This window comes from Arthrobacter sp. 10T44 (genome assembly GCF_056393885.1).
Map to the genome: position 1 here is coordinate 171,722 of NZ_JBFTGT010000002.1, position 20,384 is coordinate 192,105.

17 protein-coding genes are annotated in these 20,384 nt (G+C 65.7%); 10 read left to right on the plus strand and 7 right to left on the minus strand.

Annotation, left to right across the window (positions count from 1 at the left end; translation table 11 throughout):
• Nucleotides 1–18 precede the first annotated feature (18 nt).
• Nucleotides 19–2,355, minus strand: coding sequence for a bifunctional polysaccharide deacetylase/glycosyltransferase family 2 protein (locus tag AC1DBL_RS05325; RefSeq protein WP_441417595.1), 2,337 nt, complete (start codon nt 2,353–2,355; stop codon nt 19–21).
• A 430-nt stretch (nt 2,356–2,785) separates the two neighbouring features.
• On the opposite strand from AC1DBL_RS05325, the gene AC1DBL_RS05330 reads away from it, so the two are divergent.
• The 8 genes from AC1DBL_RS05330 to AC1DBL_RS05365 all read left to right on the plus strand — a co-directional run bounded on the left by AC1DBL_RS05330 (nt 2,786) and on the right by AC1DBL_RS05365 (nt 11,437).
• Nucleotides 2,786–3,418 (plus strand): hypothetical protein, encoded by a 633-nt coding sequence (locus AC1DBL_RS05330; RefSeq protein WP_476892398.1) that lies wholly within the window; start codon nt 2,786–2,788, stop codon nt 3,416–3,418.
• A 243-nt stretch (nt 3,419–3,661) separates the two neighbouring features.
• Nucleotides 3,662–4,561: a hypothetical protein gene (locus AC1DBL_RS05335; protein WP_476916819.1), complete on the plus strand. Its 900-nt coding sequence runs from the start codon at nt 3,662–3,664 to the stop codon at nt 4,559–4,561.
• A gap of 428 nt (nt 4,562–4,989) precedes the next feature.
• Nucleotides 4,990–5,487 carry a hypothetical protein gene (locus tag AC1DBL_RS05340; RefSeq protein WP_476925619.1) on the plus strand — a complete coding sequence of 166 codons (498 nt, stop codon included), beginning with the start codon at nt 4,990–4,992 and terminating at the stop codon, nt 5,485–5,487.
• Nucleotides 5,488–5,965: 478 nt separating this feature from the next.
• Nucleotides 5,966–6,211, plus strand: a complete 246-nt coding sequence (gene nrdH / locus AC1DBL_RS05345) for a glutaredoxin-like protein NrdH (RefSeq protein WP_018773329.1) — start codon at nt 5,966–5,968, stop codon at nt 6,209–6,211.
• Between the two features lie 42 nt (nt 6,212–6,253).
• Complete coding sequence (nrdI, locus tag AC1DBL_RS05350; protein ID WP_441417599.1) at nt 6,254–6,748, plus strand: class Ib ribonucleoside-diphosphate reductase assembly flavoprotein NrdI; 495 nt, start codon at nt 6,254–6,256, stop codon at nt 6,746–6,748.
• Between the two features lie 80 nt (nt 6,749–6,828).
• A complete protein-coding gene (nrdE, locus tag AC1DBL_RS05355) occupies nt 6,829–8,949 on the plus strand; it encodes a class 1b ribonucleoside-diphosphate reductase subunit alpha (RefSeq protein ID WP_441417869.1) in 2,121 nt (706 codons plus the stop codon).
• Nucleotides 8,950–9,039: 90 nt separating this feature from the next.
• Nucleotides 9,040–10,014 carry a class 1b ribonucleoside-diphosphate reductase subunit beta gene (gene nrdF / locus AC1DBL_RS05360; protein WP_018773326.1) on the plus strand — a complete coding sequence of 325 codons (975 nt, stop codon included), beginning with the start codon at nt 9,040–9,042 and terminating at the stop codon, nt 10,012–10,014.
• A gap of 376 nt (nt 10,015–10,390) precedes the next feature.
• Nucleotides 10,391–11,437: an MsnO8 family LLM class oxidoreductase gene (locus AC1DBL_RS05365; protein WP_476925620.1), complete on the plus strand. Its 1,047-nt coding sequence runs from the start codon at nt 10,391–10,393 to the stop codon at nt 11,435–11,437.
• Nucleotides 11,438–11,529: 92 nt separating this feature from the next.
• Here the strand turns inward: AC1DBL_RS05365 and AC1DBL_RS05370 are convergent, their stop codons facing one another.
• Both AC1DBL_RS05370 and AC1DBL_RS05375 read right to left on the minus strand, forming a co-directional pair.
• Complete coding sequence (locus AC1DBL_RS05370) at nt 11,530–11,754, minus strand: hypothetical protein (RefSeq protein WP_476925621.1); 225 nt, start codon at nt 11,752–11,754, stop codon at nt 11,530–11,532.
• A gap of 597 nt (nt 11,755–12,351) precedes the next feature.
• Complete coding sequence (locus tag AC1DBL_RS05375) at nt 12,352–13,395, minus strand: FUSC family protein (protein ID WP_476925622.1); 1,044 nt, start codon at nt 13,393–13,395, stop codon at nt 12,352–12,354.
• A 221-nt stretch (nt 13,396–13,616) separates the two neighbouring features.
• Here AC1DBL_RS05375 and AC1DBL_RS05380 point away from each other — a divergent pair, with 221 nt between their 5' ends.
• A complete protein-coding gene (locus AC1DBL_RS05380) occupies nt 13,617–14,192 on the plus strand; it encodes a MarR family winged helix-turn-helix transcriptional regulator (RefSeq protein ID WP_476925623.1) in 576 nt (191 codons plus the stop codon).
• Nucleotides 14,193–14,359: 167 nt separating this feature from the next.
• On the opposite strand, the gene AC1DBL_RS05385 is transcribed toward AC1DBL_RS05380, so the two are convergent.
• The gene (locus tag AC1DBL_RS05385) at nt 14,360–14,857 is read right to left on the minus strand and encodes a rhodanese-like domain-containing protein (RefSeq protein ID WP_476925624.1); all 498 of its coding nucleotides are present in this window, start codon (nt 14,855–14,857) and stop codon (nt 14,360–14,362) included.
• A gap of 174 nt (nt 14,858–15,031) precedes the next feature.
• Here AC1DBL_RS05385 and AC1DBL_RS05390 point away from each other — a divergent pair, with 174 nt between their 5' ends.
• The gene (locus AC1DBL_RS05390; protein WP_476892404.1) at nt 15,032–16,054 is read left to right on the plus strand and encodes an LLM class flavin-dependent oxidoreductase; all 1,023 of its coding nucleotides are present in this window, start codon (nt 15,032–15,034) and stop codon (nt 16,052–16,054) included.
• On the opposite strand, the gene AC1DBL_RS05395 is transcribed toward AC1DBL_RS05390, so the two are convergent.
• From AC1DBL_RS05395 to selA, 3 genes are read right to left on the minus strand one after another with little or no spacing between them, the layout of a single operon-like run.
• Nucleotides 16,005–17,180, minus strand: coding sequence for a hypothetical protein (locus AC1DBL_RS05395; protein WP_476925625.1), 1,176 nt, complete (start codon nt 17,178–17,180; stop codon nt 16,005–16,007). The two genes, AC1DBL_RS05390 and AC1DBL_RS05395, sit on opposite strands and share 50 nt — an antisense overlap.
• 54 nt (nt 17,181–17,234) lie before the next feature.
• On the minus strand, nt 17,235–19,025 hold the full coding sequence (gene selB, locus AC1DBL_RS05400) for a selenocysteine-specific translation elongation factor (RefSeq protein ID WP_476925626.1): 1,791 nt from the start codon (nt 19,023–19,025) through the stop codon (nt 17,235–17,237).
• Nucleotides 19,026–19,028: 3 nt separating this feature from the next.
• Nucleotides 19,029–20,360 (minus strand): L-seryl-tRNA(Sec) selenium transferase, encoded by a 1,332-nt coding sequence (gene selA, locus AC1DBL_RS05405; RefSeq protein WP_476925627.1) that lies wholly within the window; start codon nt 20,358–20,360, stop codon nt 19,029–19,031.
• Nucleotides 20,361–20,384: the final 24 nt, after the last annotated feature.

Here is a 20,384-nt window from a genome sequence, read left to right on the forward strand (position 1 = left end):
CCCGCCAACGGCCCTAGGCTACAACGGGGCCAGCTGGTCCGCATGCGCCGGGGCGAGGGCACCCAGTTTTGCCTGGCCCGTCGGCATCAGGACGCTGTTGGTGCGTTCGGGCCTGTACCAGCCGACGGCGGTGCCCCGCAGGGCCAGAATCGCGGACCCGAACACCACGTAGGCGCGGAGGGGTTCGTAGATGAGCCGGTAGATGGGGACCATGAGGAGGTGCATCGGGCTCTCATGGACCATCAGCACGGCCACTATCGAGATGATCATGTGGGTTGCGGCGACGAACACCGAGAACGCGGCGACGGCCTGCCATTCGCCGCGGGCCAGGCTGGTCACAGCCACAATGACCGTCAGGGGCATGAAGACCAGCGGAACCAGCACCGAGATCAGGGCGTAGGGCATGGTCAGCATGCCGAGGGCGCCGAACCGGGGATTGAAGAGCATCGAGCGGTGCTTGTAGAGCGTCTGGATGTTGCCATAAGTCCAGCGGAGCCGCTGCTTGAACAATCCCCGCAGGGTCATGGGCGCTTCCGTCCATGCCACGGCGGAGTTCTCCTGCACGATGCTGTAGCCGAGCCGCTGCAGGGAGAGGGTGAGGTCAGCATCCTCTGCGAGCGTGTCGTGGGAGTAGCCGCCTGCCTGGATGAGTGCCTCCCGCCGCCAGGCTGCGCAGGCGCCCGGGACAATCGAGATCGCTCCCATCAGGCCCTCCGCCATTCGGGTGACGCAGATGCCGGAGAGATATTCAAGGCTTTGCCAGGCAGTCAGGAGATTGCGGCGGTTTCCGACTTTCACGTGCCCGGCGACTGCTCCGACGATCTTGCCGTTGCGCGGCGCCAGGAAATGGCGGGCAAACATCTTGATGGTCTGGGGTTCAAACAGCGTGTCACCGTCGAGGGTGACCACAATTTCTCCGCGGGACTGGGCTATTCCGTGGTTACTGGCGGCGGACTTTCCGCCGTTGGGCTGGTCGATGACGCGCAGTTGCGGCCAGGTCTGGGCGTATTCGGAAAGAACCGCCAAAGTGCCGTCGGTAGAGCCGTCATTAATGGCGACGACTTCCATCCGGGGGTAGTCGCTGGCTCTAAGGGCATCCAATGTTTTGGCCACGACAAGTTCTTCGTTGAACACCGGCAGGACGACGCTGACGAACGGCCACTCTTCCTCCTTGACGTCCGCCCAAAGACGTTTCTTCTGCCGCTGATTGTTGATGACGGCGAGGACCACGTAGAGGAACGTCAGGACGGTCAGCGAGCCGATTCCGAACCAGAAAAGCCAGGTGAGGACCACGTTCGGAGTCACTAGATACGTCGTCATCGCGGCCAGGGTCGCATCGTCCTCCACGGCGGCCTTGGCGTCCGACTGGGGAATGTATTCGGGCGGAAGCAGCGGCTCGACCGTGGTGAAGGTGTAACCCATCGCTTTTGCCTGCGGGATGAAAGTCTTCAGCATTTCGATCGTTGCGCTGCGATCACCGCCGCCGTCGTGAACTAGGACAATGTGCCCTTGTCCGTCCAGTTTCTGCGCCTTGATCGGAACGCCGGGGGCGTAGGACCAGTCACGCGTATCAAAGTCCATGTTGATGTGGAGGAACCCCAACTGCTGGGATTGCAGGAGGGCCAATGTGTTGTTTTCCGGGTCTCCGGTGGGGATCCGGAACAGCCGTGTTCCATAGTTGTCTGCGGCGCGCATAACCCGGTCCGCCCCGATAATTTGCTGGCGGTTAAACAGGTCGTCGTGAGCCCAGAAATCGATGTGGGACATCGTGTGGTTTCCGACCATATGACCTTCCTGGGTCATGCGGCGGAAGATATCCGGGTACTTCACGATGTTGTCGCCAACCGTGAAGAACGTCGCCGGCACGCCTTCTTTGGACAGCAAATCCAGAATTTGCGGCGTATTCCGCGGGTCCGGCCCATCATCGAAGGTCAACATCAATGTGTGGTCCGCCGGCTTCCCAAAAGTTTCCATGGCGTAGGGGCTGTTGCCGATCAGCTCAATTTCCTCGGCGGTGGCCTCCCTCCAGATGGTGTTGCTGAAGGGATCCTTGAGGAAGACTTTGCCGCCTCGCCGCTCGATGAGCGCTATCCGGTCGAAGGCGAAGCCCCCTTCGGGGCCGATTCGGGGAATGTTGCGCAGATCCTGGGTGGACAGCAATTTCCGGGGATACTCCACGGACTGGTTCTCCGCCGCTTTCCATACCGGTGCGCTGGCAGCGGGCAGGATCCACACGACCGACAGGACGATCAACAGCACGCTCGCCACCAGGGCGACGAGGATGCGTCGCCACCGTTTTCCACTGGGATCGAAGAAGACCGGTGCAGTGCCGGAAACTGGGGATATTTTCTTCATGGATTGCCTCGACAGGGAATCTGGTGTGATGAAGTCCCGACCGGAGTCAGGGCGTGAGCGCCAGCGCTCGTGCCCGGGGGTCAAACCCGGAATTGGCGACCAATTCGCGGAGGGAAAAATCGGCGCTCATCTGATCTCTCCCTTGAAGCCGCGGGAGCCGCCGGTTCGCGGCGTCCCCTATGCCTTCGAGGTTAGGAGCGCCCGATGGGGTCACACACGCGTAGGAAACACCCGCGTTTTAAGAGTGGTTCTACTTGGTTTGAGGGGCCGACTACCGCGATTGGTGGCGACGAGTCGAGTAAGCGCGGCGGGGCACAACTGGGGTGCCGCCGGACTCTGAGAGACGGGTGAAGCTTGCGTCTATCGCCGCAGCCGGGCCGACGGGTAGCGTTCTAGGTACGTGGTCCGAATTAGTGGAGGCAGATGCCGAATGCGCAGAGAGATCGGACTGGCCGCGGGCTTGCTGTCGGTTGTCCTGGCTGCCGCCGCGTGCGAGGGCGCGCCGCCTTCGCCACCGCCTTCTCCTTCGTCATCGGGGCTCTCGGCCGTCCCGGACACGTACATCACGGCCTATACCTGGTTCGACAACACGCCCGAGGGCTCCCCGGACATCAGCCACCCGGTGCTGCACAAGAAGGCGGGCGGGGCAGGGACCTACGCGGATCCGGTGACGATCGCCGTCGGGCACTCCCTGGAGACAGGCCAGGATGTCCTTGATTTCCCTGCCGGCACCCGGATCTACTTACCCGACGTCCGCCGGTACTTCATCGTGGAGGACACCTGCGGGGACGGCCCCACCCCGGAGGACGGGCCCTGCCACGCACTGGCGGCCAGGCACGGGGGTGCATCCAGCTGGCTTGATGTCTGGATTGGCGGCGAGGGGGAGAGCGAGTCGTTTGCCAGGCGCTGCGCGGACCAGGTAACCGGTGTCCGGGCCGCCGTCTTCCACCCTGCGGACAACTACGTCGTGGCTTCCGGGGTGGGTGTGATCCACGACGGCAAGTGCGATAGCGGCTACGGCAATCAGCTCGTCACCACGTCACCGTCCCCGAAGGCCCGCTGATTTCCTGCGCCGAGTTTGAAAACAGGTCAAAGGACCCTGTCGATTGGCCTCTCCGCGCTTGCCAAGGTAACGTTTGGGTTACCGGTTGGTACACACGCCCGACAGAACATCCAGAATGCTCTCGCGTGTGGTAATCCCCTCGGCGAGGCGTCTTAGCGCTCCGCATGCCGTGACCAACTCCGGGCAGGAACCATCCCCAGGGACTGCCCGTTTTCCGCACCCCATGAAAAGGCTTTATTTTCCATGCGCAGAAATACTCTGCTGGCCGCCGGCATGCTCTCGGTCCTCCTCGCCACCTCGGCGTGTGGCGCCGAAACCGGCGCCTCCAATTCATCCGCCCAGTCTTCCGGAGCGGCAAACGCCGGTGTTGAGGTTTCGGCCGCTGCCGATAAGCCGTCCGCCGAGGTCGGCGCCTCGCAGCGGGCCGCTGCCGAGAAGGCCAAGGTTGCAGCTGTAGCCGCCAAGAAGGCCAAGGCGGCAGCAGCGCAGAAGGCCGCGGCTCAGAAAGCCGCAGCCGCTGCAGCAGCCAAAACTGCAGCCGCAGTAAAGACGCCGGTAACTGTTCCCGCCGCACCCGCCGTGCCGGCCGTGGCTCCGAAGCCGGCCCCGGCACCCGTTGTGCCGGCGTCGTCCTCCGAGCGGGTTGTCCACACCACGTACACGACGGCGTACACCTGGTACGACAACACACCGGTGGGCTCAGCCACGATCAGCCACCCCATTCTGCACAGCACGGCCGGGGGCACCGGCACCTACAACGACCCGATCACCATCGCCGTGGGTCATTCCACTGCCACCGGTAAGGACGTGCTGGACTTCCCGGCCGGCACCCGGATCTATCTTCCGGACGTGCGCCGCTACTTTGTCGTCGAGGACAGCTGCGGCGACGGCGACGACCCCCAAGGCGGCCCCTGCCACCAGGGCACCAACGTGGAGGGGACCAACTCCACCATCTGGATCGACATGTGGATCGGCGGCCAGAGCATGAGCGCTGACGGTGCCGACAACTGCGCCAGCCGGGTGACGAACGTCCGTACGGCCGTCTTCAACCCTGCCAGCAACTACGCGGTTGCCCCGGGCACGGGCGTGATCCACGACGGCAAGTGCGACGCCGGCTATGGCAACACGCTCCTGAAGCGGTAGCTTTCGGGAGATTGACCTCCGGCTGCGGCCGGAGGCCCTGCGGGGGCTGGCGAGACTTCGCCGGCCCCCGTTTTCTGTTGGCGGGGCCGGTGTTGGGCCGCCCCGTTCCGCTCCGGAGGCCCAAAGACCCTTGTTCCTGGCCTGGGACAACGCAGACTTGGATGGAGTAGTCGCACCCAAAAGGGGAGGGCGCCATGCGTCGGTCCGCACAGTCCGTCAGGGCAGTTTCAGTAGGGTTTTGCGTCGCTTTTCTGCTGGCGTCCTGTTCTTCCCCCAGTGGCCCGCCAACGGGTACCGGGACAGCTGCACCGTCGCCGGCCGCCTCGTCCGCAAGCTCGAAGCCGGGCCTGAAACCGTTGGCCCAGGCTTCACCCCGGCCGACAGGGCAGGCCGACTGGAAGACCTACACGACGCCGGATGGCACGCTTATGTTCGACTACCCGCCGGACTGGACCGTCAAGGACCGGGCCCGCGAGGCAGCGCCCGGGGGAGTCTTCATCGAAGTCCTCACCGGCGCCCGCAAGTCGATCGCCACCCTGCGGACCAACATTGTGACCAAGGCGAACTGCACCCGGAAGTTGCCGTATGCCCTGATGGACTCACAGGAGTTGCCGGCTCTTACCCGGAACGGTGTGAAGCCGCGCTTTGTGTTCGAGGGCCGGGACGACCATGAGTCCTACCCCTCAAGGCCGGCCCCGTTGTCCTACGGGATCACCTCCGCACCGCTGCCGGCCGGCCCCAGCGCCTGCCCGATTTTCCAGTTCTTCAACTGGCCGCCGGGCGTGGCGGCCTTCAGCGGCGTCTACGATCCGCTCCTTACGACACCGGGGGACACGCCCGACGTCGACACCCCGGAGTCCTATACGGGAACCGAGGAGTACGACTCGCTACGGCAGATGATCACCTCGCTGCGTCCGGCGGACTAGACCCGGCCGGGCGCCACCTGCCGAGGGCAGCGCGCCGCCGCCTCGGGTCCAAACCCGTCCATCCCGGTCCGGACACTCGGGGTGGCTCTTGCTGTGCCTTCGCCCACTGGATGTGGTGCTTCGTGCCACTCCGCGGCCTGCTGCGACGCACCTGCGACACGCCGTCCAAAATGCGACACGCGGGGCGGTTAATTGTGGCTAAGTACTCCACAGGGTGTGGATTTCGTCCTCGAAAACGGCTGAAATCCGGACATTTTGAAGGCCCTGGGCTGTGGATTAAAAGTGGGTTAAATGACATACTTGTAATACATCATCTTGGGGTCCGCGCGGGACTCTTGCACTACATGTAGTATCGACATACAGTTCGAGCGGAGCGGTTGCAGACCGCCAGGCGAGGCCAGTAACGGATAAGGATTCCTGTTCCGGTCAGGCCCCACCGGACACGAACCACAGATTTCAACAAAGGGGACTGAAGGACATGACCGTTACGGTTTACACGAAGCCGGCTTGCGTGCAGTGCAACGCCACCTACCGCGCTCTCGACAAGAAGGGCATCGCCTACCAGAGCGTCGACATCTCCCAGGATGCCGAGGCCCTTGAGCGCCTCAAGTCCCTGGGCTACATGCAGGCCCCGGTCGTCGTCACCGACCAGGACCACTGGTCCGGATTCCGCCCGGACAAGATCGAAGAACTGGCGCAGGCTGCCGCCGTCGCGGTCGCCTGAAAGCCAACACACGGCACAAGCACGTCAGATGAGGTGACTCCGATGGCACCGGTTACAGCGGCAACAGCTGACACGCCGCTGGCAGCAGGCGCCGGAGATCCGGACCCGGTCCGAACCACCAGCAGCCACCTCATTTACTTTTCCTCCACCTCCGAGAACACCAAACGCTTCGTTGCGAAGCTGGGTGTCGACGCCGCCCGCATCCCCCTCCACGCGAGGGAACCGGGGCTGGTGGCGACCGAGCCCTACGTGCTGGTGCTTCCCACCTACGGGGGGACCGGGGGAGAAGGATCGGTTCCGAAGCAGGTCATCCGCTTTCTGAACGATCCGAGGAACCGGCAACAGCTCCGTGGAGTGATCGGGGCGGGCAACACGAACTTTGGGGACAACTACTGCATGGCCGGGGACATCGTCGCCGCCAAGTGCCAGGTCCCGCACCTATATCGTTTCGAACTCATGGGGACGCCGGAAGACGTCAGCCGAGTACAACAAGGATTGGAAGAATTTTGGACACGACTGTCGCAGACACCGAAGTGACCGGGGACTCCCACGGCACCGCCGGTAAGGCCAGCAATACCGCCGTCGAGAAGCACACCGTAGCTGGCGAGAAGCCGGCCATGCCGGCCGCCTACCAGGGCCTGGGCTACCACGAGCTCAACGCCATGCTGAACCTCTACGGCCCCAACGGCGAGATCCAGTTCGAGGCCGACCGCGAGGCTGCCCACCAGTACTTCCTGCAGCACGTGAACAACAACACCGTGTTCTTCCACGACCTCGAGGAAAAGCTCGACTACCTCGTCAAGAACGAGTACTACGAGCGGGAAACCCTCGACCAGTACACGATGAACTTCATCCGCGAGCTGTTCAACCGCGCCTACAAGAAGAAGTTCCGCTTCGAGACCTTCCTTGGCGCGTTCAAGTTCTATACCTCCTACACGCTCAAGACGTTCGATGGAAAGCGCTTCCTGGAGCGCTACGAGGACCGCGTCTGCATGGTGGCCCTGCACCTGGCCCGCGGCGACGAGAAGCTTGCCCTGCAGATGGTCGACGAGATCATCGAAGGCCGCTTCCAGCCGGCCACCCCCACGTTCCTGAACGCGGGCAAGAAGCAGCGCGGCGAGCTGGTCTCCTGCTTCCTGCTCCGCATCGAAGACAACATGGAGTCGATCGGCCGGTCCATCAACTCCGCGCTGCAGCTCTCCAAGCGCGGCGGCGGCGTCGCGTTCGCACTGACCAACATCCGCGAGGTCGGCGCGCCGATCAAGCAGATCGAGAACCAGTCCTCCGGCGTCATCCCCGTGATGAAGCTCCTCGAGGACAGCTTCTCCTACGCCAACCAGCTCGGTGCCCGCCAGGGTGCCGGCGCGGTGTACCTGCACGCCCACCACCCGGACATCTACCGCTTCCTGGACACCAAGCGCGAGAACGCGGACGAGAAAATCCGCATCAAGACCCTCTCCCTGGGTGTCGTCATCCCGGACATCACCTTCGAGCTGGCCAAGAAGGACGAGGACATGTACCTGTTCTCGCCGTACGACGTCGAAAAGGTCTACGGCATGCCGTTCTCCGACGTCTCGGTCACCGAGAAGTACTACGAGATGGTGGACGATTCCCGGATCAAGAAGACCAAGATCAAGGCCCGCGAGTTCTTCCAGACCCTCGCCGAGATCCAGTTCGAATCCGGCTACCCGTACATCATGTTCGAGGACACCGTGAACCGGGAAAACCCGATCGACGGCAAGATCATCATGTCCAACCTGTGCTCGGAGATCCTCCAGGTCTCCCAGCCGACGACGTACCACGATGACCTGTCCTACGACCAGACCGGCAAGGACATCTCCTGCAACCTGGGTTCGATGAACATCGCCAAGGCCATGGACTCGCCGGACTTCGGCCTGACCATCGAGACGGCCATCCGCTCGCTCTCGGCAGTCTCGGACATGTCTAATATCACCTCCGTGCCCTCGATTGCCCGCGGCAACGACCAGAGCCACGCGATCGGCCTCGGCCAGATGAACCTGCACGGCTACCTGGCCCGCGAGCGGGTCCACTACGGGTCCGAAGAGGGCCTGGACTTCACCAACATCTACTTCTACTCGGTGGTCTACCACGCTGTCCGGGCCTCGAACCTGCTGGCCATCCAGACCGGCCAGACCTTCGGCGGCTTCGAGAAGTCCAAGTACGCGTCCGGGGAGTTCTTCGACAAGTACACGGACCGGGAATGGGTCCCGCAGACGGCGAAGGTCGCCGAGCTGTTCGCGCACATCCACATCCCCACCCAGGATGACTGGCGCGAGCTGAAGGCTTCCGTCATGGAGCACGGCATCTACAACCAGAACCTGCAGGCCGTCCCGCCGACCGGCTCGATCTCTTACATCAACAACTCCACCTCCTCGATCCACCCGGTGGCGTCCAAGATCGAAATCCGCAAGGAAGGCAAGCTGGGCCGCGTGTACTACCCGGCGCCGTACCTGACCAACGACAACCTGGAGTACTACCAGGATGCGTACGAGATCGGCTACGAGAAGGTCATTGACACCTACGCCGCCGCCACGCAGCACGTGGACCAGGGCCTGTCCCTGACGCTGTTCTTCAAGGACACCGCCACCACGCGCGACATCAACAAGGCCCAGATCTACGCCTGGAAGAAGGGCATCAAGACCATCTACTACATCCGTCTCCGCCAGCTCGCGCTGGAAGGGACCGAGGTAGAGGGCTGCGTCAGCTGCATGCTGTAACCAGCCGCTGAAGGCTTGAGTACGACGGCGGGCGCCCGCCCGCCGTCGTACGCTTTAACTTAGAGAACAACCCAACATTGAGGGGATGACATGACCGAGAAGGTCAAGCTGCTTAGCCACGTCGAGGCGATCAACTGGAACCGGATCCAGGACGACAAGGACGTTGACGTCTGGAACCGCCTGGTCAACAACTTCTGGCTGCCGGAGAAGGTGCCGCTGTCCAACGACGTGCAGTCGTGGGCGACGCTTACCCCGGACGAGCAGCAGCTCACCATGCGCGTGTTTACCGGCCTGACCCTGCTGGACACCATCCAGGGCACCGTCGGCGCCGTCTCGCTCATTCCGGACGCCCTTACCCCGCACGAAGAGGCTGTCTACACGAACATCGCGTTCATGGAGTCCGTGCACGCCAAGAGCTACTCCTCCATCTTCTCCACGCTGGCCTCCACCAAGGAGATCGACGAGGCGTTCCGCTGGTCCACCGAGAACGAGAACCTTCAGAAGAAGGCCCAGATCGTCATGGACTACTACCAGGGCGACGACCCGCTGAAGCGCAAGGTGGCTTCCACGCTGCTGGAGAGCTTCCTGTTCTACTCCGGCTTCTACCTTCCGATGTACTGGTCCTCACGGGCCAAGCTGACGAACACGGCCGACCTGATCCGCCTGATCATCCGCGACGAAGCCGTGCACGGCTACTACATCGGCTACAAGTTCCAGAAGGGCCTGGAAGGTCTCTCCGAGGAGCGCAAGCAGGAGATCAAGGACTACACGTTCGAGCTCCTCTTCGAGCTGTACGAGAACGAAGTCCAGTACACGCACGACCTTTACGACTCCGTCGGCCTGGCCGAGGACGTCAAGAAGTTCTTGCACTACAACGCCAACAAGGCGCTGATGAATCTGGGCTACGAGGCCATGTTCCCGGCCTCCGTCACCGACGTGAACCCGGCGATCCTCTCGGCCCTGTCACCCAACGCGGACGAGAACCACGACTTCTTCTCCGGGTCGGGGTCGTCGTATGTGATCGGCAAGGCTGTTAACACTGAGGATGATGACTGGGACTTCTAGGTCCTTGTGAGATCGGAAGCTAGTTGGCATTCCTCCAAGTAGGTGTCACTGAAGCGAGCCCTGCGCGATGAATCGTGCAGGGCTCGCTTCGTGAGCTTCGTCCATGGTTTGTAGCAGTGGCGCGGTCGTCTTTCACCACGAGATTGACCACGGACACGCCCACGCGCTGACTGAGCTGGCCAGGGGACGAGACATCCACACGCGCTCCGCCCCCTCGGCCGTGGGTACCGCAGCTTCGACTTAGAACACGAGAACGAGGCACCCGGGGACCTGCCCTCGGCCGTCCGCACACATGAGGTTGGACAGTGCCGGGACCCGGACTCCGAACCCGCGTCCCGGAGCGGAATTCTTCCTCGCCCGGAGTGGTTCCAAGAGTATGGCCCTTCCCCTTCCCCGGATTTCCATTCTCGACCGTGCCAACGCACGGGACGGGTTTCCTGCTGCGGACGCCCTGAACCGGGTGCTGGAACGGGCCCAGCGGGCCGAGGAATGGGGTTACCACCGCTTCTGGGTTGCAGAGCACCACGCGGTGCCAGGCATTGCCGGTTCCGTTCCGGCCGTGCTGATGGCCGCCGTTGCTGCCCGGACGCATTCCATCCGGGTCGGTTCAGGAGGCATCATGCTCCCCAACCACCAACCACTCGTGGTGGCCGAACAGGCGGCCACGCTGGAGGCTCTGCATCCCGCACGGATCGACCTGGGCGTCGGCCGGTCTGTCGGTTTCACCCCGGCAGTCCGGAATGCGCTGGGCGCCGGGAAACAGGACGCGGAGCGGTTTGAAGAGCAGCTGGCCCAACTGCTGGCTTACCTGTCCGGAGCCGCGCCCATCACTGCCCGGCCGCGGAACGATTCGGCTACACCGGTATTCGTGCTGGCCACCGGTTCGGGAATCGATATTGCAGCCCGTGCCGGCCTGGCTGTGGTGCTGGGCGGGCCGGCCGTGTTCCGGACGGATCAGAACGGCACACTCCCGGCGCTGGAAAGGTACCGCTCACAGTTCCGTCCATCACGCTGGTTCGAGCGGCCCTATATCCTGGTTTCCGCCAACGTAGCAGTGGCCGCCACCCGCCAGGCAGCGAGGGAACTGCTTCTGCCCGAAGCCGTCGCGCAGGCCCGATCCAGGACCACCGGCGAATTCGCTGCCTTGGCGCCCGTGGGTCCGACCGAGTGGGCCGGGCTGACTCGCCGGGAAAAGGAAGCGGTCGAAAGGAGCCTGTCCACATCGCTCTACGGCACGGCCTCCGAGGTGCGGACCCAAGTCCAGCACCTACTCGCGACCTCCGGAGCCAACGAGTTGCTGATCACAGGCGGAGCCTTCGATGTCGCGGCACAGGCGGAATCCGACCGGATCCTGGCCGGGATCTTACCCCAAGACGAACACCGCAGCATGGAAGACCGCCCTGGATTCGCCGCATCCCGTTGACGCCCACCTGACTTGACGCCGCCTAGCGCCCTCCCAGCGGGAGCAGCCATTCCGGCCTGGCCCGGTCCTATAAATGCGCTGTGGTGGAGGAGCTACTCGTCGGCGCCGCCGTGCAGGGGACCGTCGCTGGCGTCGCTGTCTGGTGTTGCGCCGAGGTCCTCCGGGGGCAGGTCGATGTTCCCGATCGCCTCGGACATATTGGGCATTCCGGCGACGCGGTAAGTATCCGGAAAGATGCCGTGGGCTTGTTCCTCGATCAGGGCTTCCTCTTCGCTGAAGCGGATCTCGTTCGCTTCGTCGCCGACGTCGCCCGGCACGTCGTCGCTGAACTTGGCGGGTTCGGAACTATAAAGCCGTTGAAGCTGTCTTCGCTGCTCCCGGTCGTTTGTTCATCCTTTCGTAAAGCCTCAATCACCTCAGCGTATGCCCGGCAGCTCAGGTATGACCCGGACGCGGCCGGGCGACTTTAAGGAGCGCTGGAGAGGGATAGGGTCAATGCGCACCCCGGCAGTGTGTATTGGGCTGTCCGGACGAGGGCGATCGATGCAATATTGACGGAGGACACGACGGCGCCGAAGAAGCAGCGCATACGGCCCCCGGATCCTGTGCGCTGTCCACAACCGGGGACGATTCTTATTCTTCTACCCTCTGGTCAGCAAAGGACGACCCCGCACCCGGTCCGGCGGAAGGGAATGCGGCGAGCGCGGCATGGGCTTTGCTCGACAGCACTCGCCCTCATCATTCCAGCGGTCATCCTTGCATTCTCATTCGGAACGGCACCCGCACGTGGTGCCGTCGCGGGCGGCCTTACAGCCGTCCACCCGACTCTCTCCAGAAGTAGCTGTCCCATCCGTAAAGAGCCAGTTCTCTTCGCAGTCTTACTGGGTGTGTCCCTATTCGGGTTGTGAGTGCACTCATCTGCCGTTGATCGAGCCTCTACTGAACACGCCCGCGACAAGGAGCCCCGCGGCTGTGGGCCGGTTCGCCTCCACGCGGCCGCCTTTACACGTGGTCGGCACATGATCGCGCGGTGGGGTCTGGCTCGTACGAGTGCGCCTTTCGTGGGTGATGACAGTGGCGGCTAAGGCGATGCTGAGGCCAACGACGGTCTCGAGGGCGCGCTGAGTCAGGAGGGTGCCGATCGAGGCGGGCAGCATGAGATCGCCGAGCAGAAGGGCCATCGGGGTGAAGAAGACCAGGCCGAGGCTGTAGTTGCGCCCGGTTGTCAGCTCGGTGCACGCCTGGAGCACGGCGATCACGATGATCGCGGCATAGCTGCTGGGGTGGGCGGCCAGGACGAGGGCTGCGACGCCGAGGCCGGCGGCGGTGCCGATCACCCGCTGGGCAGCGCGCGTGAGGCTGGCGTGCAGGTCGGGTGCCGACATGGGGACGGATGCCGTGACGAAGGTCCAGTAGGGGTGGCCGATGCCGCTGGTCGCGACGGCGAGGGCGGCGGCGGCGATACCGAGCAGATAGCGGGCGGCGTGGCGGCCCACCGGGTCGGACGGGCGTAGGCCGCGCCACGACAGCCGATACCGCACCGGGAGGCCGCCGTCGCGGGCGGTGCGACCCGGGAGGGCGAGCAGCAGCGCAAAGACGGCCGCGCCAGCCGCAGCGAGGGCGGCTGCGGGCACCGCGCTCAGCGCGATCGGGACCGTGGCCGAGGCTGTGAGAGCGAAGACCGGGTTGAGAGCTCCGGCCGGATGCCATCGGCCTAGCTCGGCTAGCACTACCGCGACGCAGGCCCAGGCGGCCGCGACCGGGACGAGCAGCCAGAGCCGGAACGGGACGGTCGCGACTAGGGCGCCGACGACGACGCCGACCACCAGCACCACGCCCGCCTGCGCCTGCATGGCTAGGCGTACCCGAGCCGGCTCGTGTCGGCCGTACAGTGCGGTGAAGGCGCCGATCGCCGCATACAGCAGCAGGTCGCCGCCACCGGACGCCAAGCAAGCCACCAGCGGTACGAAGATCGCCAGGCTTGCGCGCAGGGCGGTCCAATGGGCGCCGGCATGCGGGCCCAGATCGAAGACTGCCGCCCACCAGGACCGCGTGGGGGTGGCCTGCGTCATTCTAACCTTCCGCGGTGGTACAGGAATGAAGTACCTCAAGGTTACTACACGTATGAACTACTATTGAGTTGACCGAGGCGACCGCCACGGAGGCGCGGAGGAGCCGGATGGACCAGGACGCAGACAGCCTGCCCGCGCATGGCGACGTCGTAGACCGGATGCAGCGTGAGTGGGCCCTGCTGCGCCCGGACCTGAGCTTCACCAGCCTCGGGGTGATCCACCGCGTGCTGCGCGCTTCCCGCCTCATCCTCGAAGCCAGTGACGCCTTCCTCGCCGACTACGGGCTCACCCGCGGCGAGTTGGACGTGCTTTCCGCGCTGCGCCGTACGGGCGAACCTCTGAGCCCAACGACGCTGGCCCAGACGCTGCTTGCCCCGCGCTCGGCGATCACCATGCGGCTGAACGCCCTCCAGGCTCGGGGACTGCTGAGCCGGACGGCCAACCCGGCCGACGGCCGCTCGTCCCTGCTCGTCCTCACCGACACTGGCGCCGCGCTCGTGGACGAGGTGATTCCCGCCCAGCTCGCCCTCGAAGATGCCCTACTCGCTGAAGCCCCGGCCTGGGCCATCGAGGGCTTGGCCGGTCCTCTGCGGGCACTGACCTCCGTGTGGGAGCAAGGACGAGACCACCAAGCCGGGTCCAGCAAGCACCGGCGGAACGGCGCGCTCGAGCCCTCCGGATGAGCCGCAGCAGCGCGCGCTTCGGGTGAGCATCAGCCGACGCGCTACCGGGCTCCGCGTGGTAGACCACCAACGGCGCGCTGCTCCAACCTGAGGACGAAGAGCTACCGCGCGATGCGCGGTGGTCATCAGCCCTGCCGACTCCCGACGCCGGCAGCTTGTTTAGGGGACTATTTGCGCAACGCTGCCCAGGCTTGGAAACCGCCGATAAGGTCGGTCGCGCGGGTCAGTCCCAGCCGTCGCAGGGTGTGTGCAGCGAGACTGGAGCTGTAACCTTCATTGCAGACCACCACGATCCGCCGTGCGGGGTTGTCAGCGATCGGGAGCCGGTGGGGGCTGGAAGGGTCCAGCCGCCACTCGAGAACGTTTCGGTCAATAACGACCGCTCCCGGAAGATCACCGTCGCGGTCTCGCTGATCGACCGGCCGCGTGTCGACAACGAGGGCGCCCGCTGCCATCTCTCGCTCAAGATCCGAAGCGTGAACACGCTCGAGCCCCATGCGGCTCTCAAGTAGTAATTCGTTGATCGTAAGCGTTGCAGGGGAAGCGCTCGGATTTAGGACCCGTTGGCAGATCGGAACGCCGTCATCGGGGATTTCACACTGCGTCACGGTTTTCCTCGCTCTGCCTGCTGATCCGTCTGTCGTTCCACCCCCAAGCGGAACCATGAGCTATTTTGGTCATCATTCCAAGGGCATGGAGGGAATCATGTCAATACACGTCAATCACGCAATACGGCCATGCCCGGCCTCTCGCGGCGGAGTCGGCCCGTGCCGCGGGCTGAGGTGCGAGGCTGGGGCCCCGCGGGAATAAGAACCCCTAACAAGAGGTTGGACCGTGGTGTGAAAAACATCGGATTCCTGTCCTTTGGCCATTGGACCGACCACCCGGAGTCCGGCACGCGCAGCGCGTCGGACGCGCTGTTGCAGGCGATCGATCTTGCGGTCGCGGCCGAGGAGCTGGGGGCGGACGGCGCGTACTTCCGCGTCCACCACTTCGCGCGGCAGTACGCCTCCCCATTCCCGTTGCTCGCCGCCATCGGGGCACGGACCAGCCGCATCGAGATTGGTACCGGCGTGATCGACATGCGCTACGAGAACCCGCTCTACATGGCGGAGGACGCCGGTGCGGCCGATCTGATCTCGGGCGGCCGGCTGCAGCTGGGCATAAGTAGGGGTTCACCCGAGCAGGTCATCGACGGGTGGCGTCACTTCGGCTTCGCCCCCGCCGAGGGCGAGTCGGACGCCGATATGGGCCGCAGGCACACCGAGCGCCTGCTCGAGGTGCTCACTGGCGAGGGTTTCGCGGCGCCGAGCCCCCGCCCGATGTTCCCGAACCCTCCGGGCCTGCTGCGCGTGGAGCCGCATTCGGAGGGCCTGCGTGAGCGCATCTGGTGGGGTTCCGGCTCGAACGCCACGGCTATCTGGGCGGCGAAGCTCGGCATGAACCTGCAGAGCTCCACGCTCAAGGATGACGAGAGCGGCAAGCCCTTCCACGTCCAGCAGGCCGAGCAGATCGAGCTCTACCGGCAGGCCTGGAAGGAGGCGGGGCACGAGCGGGAGCCGCGCGTTTCGGTCAGCCGTAGCATCTTCGCCCTGACGGACGAGCGCGACTGGCAATACTTCGGCCGCGACCGCCGCAGCTCGGACCAGGTGGGCAACATCGACGAGAATACGCGCGCGGTATTTGGCCGGTCCTATGCGGGTGCCCCGGATGAGCTGGCCGCGAAGCTGGCGGAGGACGAGGCGGTCGCCACGGCAGACACCCTACTGCTCACGGTCCCGAACCAGCTCGGTGTCGACTACAACGCCCACGTCATCGAGTCGATTCTGAAGTATGTGGCGCCGCAGCTCGGCTGGCGCTGACCCCGCGTGGCAGCTTCCCCCTGGGAGACTGCTGAATTAGTGGCGTGGTTGGCTGATGCTGTACGCGTGCCGGAGCGCCCCCTTTGAGCGCGAGCAAAGCCAGCCCCAGCATCTCGAGCCCAGTCCAGGCGAGCGTCCCGCCCCAAATCTCGGCGGAGAAGCTGAGGGCCCCATCGTGGAGTGCCACACCGGCGAAGTAGGCGGCCCAGAACACGACGGGCGAGAGTGCTGCCGCGGTCATGAGCCTTGCCTGGTGGCCCGGGGCCGGGCGGACCGCCGCCCACACCACTCCCACGAGCAGGGAACCGACGAGGGCCACCGGCACGAGCCAGGCGTCCCGCATCGCGACCATAAGCTGCATCGCTACGGAGGGTACGAGTGCCATGGCCGCGGGCACCGCTGCGTTCAGGTGCCAGCGCAGCGACAGCAACAGGACGGGCACGAAGAGCACGGCCGTTGAGACGAAGAACGATCCCAAGGCGACCAGGATGGCCGACGACGTCGGAGCCGTCACCGCGGGCTGGGCTGCGGAGCCGGTGTACGTCTGGACGAGGCCATGGCGCGCGAAGACAGCGAATTCCTGCAGGATGAACGCCGCAACCATGCCCGAAAGCATCGCGCTCACGACGGCCGGCACCAGCTGTGGCCGTGACCGCTCTGGCGCGTGCCATGCGGCGGAAAACGGCGCGCTGAGGATCAGGAATGCGCCCGCAGCAAGTCCCAGATGGGACGGGCTGAACAGCGCCTTGAGGTTCTGCTCAATTCCGAAGACCGAATGCCAGGCGAAGTCGGCCACCCCGGAGGCAAGGAAGAGGAAGACGCCTGCAGCGGCGGGTCCGTAGCCGGCCGGGATCGCTTCCGTCCACCGCATGCCCGGTGCGTGCCGGCGCCACGTCAGGGCGGCGACCCAGAGGGCGCAGGCAGCAAAGCCCGAGTAGAGGACCGCGTGCCAAGGCGTGAAGAAGGTCTCAAGGTCGTGGAGGTTGTTGTGGGCCCAGCCGTCCACGTACGTCCCGCCGAGGAGCCAGACCCCGGCGGCGAGGGTGATGGTGTCTTCAGCGACCGTAGTGGGACGGTGCACTGAGACCTGCGGAATGGCCAAGGCGTTGGCGGCTGCGGCGTCCATGGTTCCACAGTAGGACTCGCGGCCTTTGGGGGCGAGAGGCTAAAAGCCCGGGGGTCACCGCATCACGGTGCGGTGACCGGCATCCAGACGCCGGGTCCAGCCGCGCGAGTCCAGATATTCAAGCAAGGGGACCGCGACCCGTCGAGTTGTGCCGAGGGCCTGGCGTGCCTGGCTGGTGGTGAAGGGCTGCTCCAAGCGGGCCAGTTCGCGCATCGCCAGGGCCGGGGCCGTAGGCAGCAGCACCACCCCGTCGCGCAACCGCAAGAGCCGCCCGGTGCGCTCGCCGGCAGCGAGCTCCCGGGCGCCCAGGCCCAATGCGGCCAGCTCATTGGTTTCCGGGGCATGGAAGGCGTTTTCAGTGAGCCTGCGCTCCAGCTCGGCGACCGCCGGCCCGGCGGCGCCCAGGTTGCCTTGGGTCCCTGGCAGCCGGACGTGGCCGCCCTCCTGTTCGAGACTTGCTTCGCGGATGACCGGGTCAAGAAGCCGCTCATCGGGCAGTTTGAGAAGGTCCCGGGCCGCGCCCCGGGAAAGGCCCGGTGCGAGAGGATCGCGCTCCTGCAGTTCCCCGAGCGCCGTACGCAGCCGACGCTGCCATGCCTCGAAGAGGGGAGCGTGCACCCACCAGTCGCCGAGAACCTGGACGCCGGGTGGCGCCGCCTCGTGCGCAGACAATAGCCCGAGCCGACGCAGGTGCTCTTCCTGCACGGCCCCGCGGCCTGCCACTTCCCCAAGCACGTCTCCGGCGGCGTCCATGCCTGCGAGCCGCTCAGCCCAGTGGACGCCGTCCCCGCGCCGCCGCAAGGCCGGCGGATCGGCGTCGAGCACCTGCGCGCCGCCCAGCACCGAGCGGGTCCCGGGGTCCCTCAGCACCAGACGGTCTCCGAGAACGAGCGGCAGGCGCCGGTCCAGGACAAGCCGGGCATGGTCGGCACCGAAGGGACGCAGCCGGGCCGGCACGGCAGCGGTTCCGGCATGCACCATGAGCTGCTCCGGTACGTCCGTGTAGGCCACGCCGGTTGTGCGCTGGATGCCCAGGACGCCCGTGACGGGCCACGCGTCGGGGGTCAGCAACGCGTCTCCCCGTCGGACGTCGGCGGCGGAAACATCGCGCAGGTTCAGTGCCACCCGGTTGACCGGCCCCAGCGAGGAGTACGACGTGTCGCGGCTTTGCAGGCCGCGGACCACGACGGACCGCGAGCCATCGTGGCCAAGCAGCTCCAGCCGGTCACCTTGAGCAAGGGTTCCCGCTGCCAAAGTTCCGGTTACCACGGTTCCGGCACCCTTGATGGTAAACGAGCGGTCCACCCACAGCCGGAGCCGGCCTGTAGTGGCGGGGGCGGGCACCCCGGCCAGAACGCCGTCGAGCGTGGCACGCAGTTCGGTCAGCCCGGTGCCCTCGATGGCAGACACAGCCACTGCGGGCGCATCCGCCAGGCCTGTCCCGGCCAGCTCTCTGCGCGTCCGGGCGAGCACTTCACCAACCTGCCCGGGTGCCCGGTCGGTGCGGCTGATGACTACGACGCCGTACTCGATGCCCAGCGCCGCGACGGCGTCCCGGTGGTCGCTTGACTGCGCCTGCCAGCCTTCATCGGCAGCGACGACGAAGCAGACGACGGGAGCGGGTCCGATTCCGGCGAGCATGTTCCCGAGGAATCGTTCGTGGCCCGGTACGTCCACGAAGGCAACATCCTGCCCGGAAGGCAACGTGGTCCAGGCGTAGCCCAGGTCAATGGTCAGTCCACGGCGCCGCTCTTCCTCCCAGCGATCCGGTTCCATGCCGGTAAGCGCGCGCACCAGCGTACTCTTGCCGCAATCGACGTGTCCGGCGGTGGCAACGACATGCACGGTTCAGCCCGCCCTGCCTGCATCCGAATCCGTGAGGGTCGCCAGCGCCTGGCGCACCGCGTCGAGTATCCGGTCATCGTCCTCTTCGGGCACGCAGCGCAGATCGAGCAGGCAGGAGCCGTCATGGACGCGCGGGAGCACGGCCGGGTCGCCGGTTCGCAGGGGCGCCGCGAGCGCTTCGGGTAGCCGGAGCGCCCACCCCTGCAGTGCCACGCCGGGCGCTCCGCCGCCGCCGACCCGGCCGTCGTGCGCGACGACCGGTACCCCGAGTGCCGCGGCCAGTCGGCCGGTACGGTTCCGCAACCACTCCGGGTCCGCGTGCAGGGTCCGGACAACCGGCGGTGCTTCACCCGCGACCGTCGCCTCCAGCGCCGCGAGGGCCAGTTTATCGGCCCGCACTGCTCGGGCCAGCGGGTGGCGTGCCAGCCGCGAGATGATCTCCGTCCGGCCGAGCAGCAGACCGGCCTGTGGTCCGCCCAGGAGTTTGTCGCCGCTGGCGATCACGACGTCGGCCCCGCTGGCCAGCGCGGTGGCAGCGTCCGGTTCTGCGGGAAGAAGCGGATCGGGCGCCAGCAGTCCACTGCCGAGATCGGCCACGAGGGCGACCCCGTGCACCGCGGCGAGCCTGCTCAGTTCGTCCAATGGAACAGCGGAGGTGAATCCGTCCACCCGGAAGTTGCTCGGGTGGACCTTGAGGAGGAAGCCGGTGGCTGGTCCGATGGCGTCGGCGTAGTCCCGCAGGTGCGTGCGGTTGGTCGTGCCCACCTCGTGCAGTGTCGCGCCCGTTGATTCGATCAGGTCGGGAAGCCGGAAGCCGGCACCGATCTCAACCAGTTCGCCGCGGCTCACCACCACCTCCCGGCCGGCGGCGAGGGCCGTGGTGGCCAGCACCAGCGCCGCAGCCCCGTTGTTGACCACCAGAGCGTCCTCGGCAGCGGGACAGGCGGCGAGCAATGCGGCCCGGGCACCGGCGCCGCGGCGGGCGCGGCTGCCGGTTGCCAGGTCGAGCTCCACGTCGACGTAGCCGCTGGCTGCGACAAGAGCTTCGACCGCGGCCGCGGACAGCGGGGCGCGGCCGAGGTTGGTGTGGACGACTACGCCGGTTGCGTTGAGCACCGGGCGCAGGGTGGTCGCCCTGCGTGCGGCGACGGCGGAGAGCAGGGCCGGTTCCACCTGGCCGGGAGCGAGTTCACCGCGCCGCGCCCGCTCCTGGGTTTGCCGGACGAGTTCACCGATGAGTTGTGCACTCAGACGACTCCGGGCCGCGCGGACGGCCGGCAATGCCAGCAGATCGTCGGTGCGCGGAATCAGGCGGCGGGGATCGACCTGGTCCACACAGTCCCTCTTCCTTCCGCGGCA

Excerpts from the sequence above, each read along its gene's own strand:
- AC1DBL_RS05330 (WP_476892398.1), top strand. The coding sequence starts at position 2,786 with ATGCGCAGAGAGATCGGACTGGCCGCGGGCTTGCTGTCGGTTGTCCTG.
- AC1DBL_RS05365 (WP_476925620.1), top strand. The coding sequence starts at position 10,391 with ATGGCCCTTCCCCTTCCCCGGATTTCCATTCTCGACCGTGCCAACGCA.
- AC1DBL_RS05385 (WP_476925624.1), bottom strand. The coding sequence starts at position 14,857 with ATGGTTCCGCTTGGGGGTGGAACGACAGACGGATCAGCAGGCAGAGCG.
- AC1DBL_RS05335 (WP_476916819.1), top strand. The coding sequence starts at position 3,662 with ATGCGCAGAAATACTCTGCTGGCCGCCGGCATGCTCTCGGTCCTCCTC.
- nrdE (WP_441417869.1), top strand. The coding sequence starts at position 6,829 with ATGCCGGCCGCCTACCAGGGCCTGGGCTACCACGAGCTCAACGCCATG.
- nrdH (WP_018773329.1), top strand. The coding sequence starts at position 5,966 with ATGACCGTTACGGTTTACACGAAGCCGGCTTGCGTGCAGTGCAACGCC.
- AC1DBL_RS05325 (WP_441417595.1), bottom strand. The coding sequence starts at position 2,355 with ATGAAGAAAATATCCCCAGTTTCCGGCACTGCACCGGTCTTCTTCGAT.
- AC1DBL_RS05380 (WP_476925623.1), top strand. The coding sequence starts at position 13,617 with ATGGACCAGGACGCAGACAGCCTGCCCGCGCATGGCGACGTCGTAGAC.
- nrdF (WP_018773326.1), top strand. The coding sequence starts at position 9,040 with ATGACCGAGAAGGTCAAGCTGCTTAGCCACGTCGAGGCGATCAACTGG.
- AC1DBL_RS05340 (WP_476925619.1), top strand. The coding sequence starts at position 4,990 with ATGTTCGACTACCCGCCGGACTGGACCGTCAAGGACCGGGCCCGCGAG.
- AC1DBL_RS05395 (WP_476925625.1), bottom strand. The coding sequence starts at position 17,180 with ATGGACGCCGCAGCCGCCAACGCCTTGGCCATTCCGCAGGTCTCAGTG.
- nrdI (WP_441417599.1), top strand. The coding sequence starts at position 6,254 with ATGGCACCGGTTACAGCGGCAACAGCTGACACGCCGCTGGCAGCAGGC.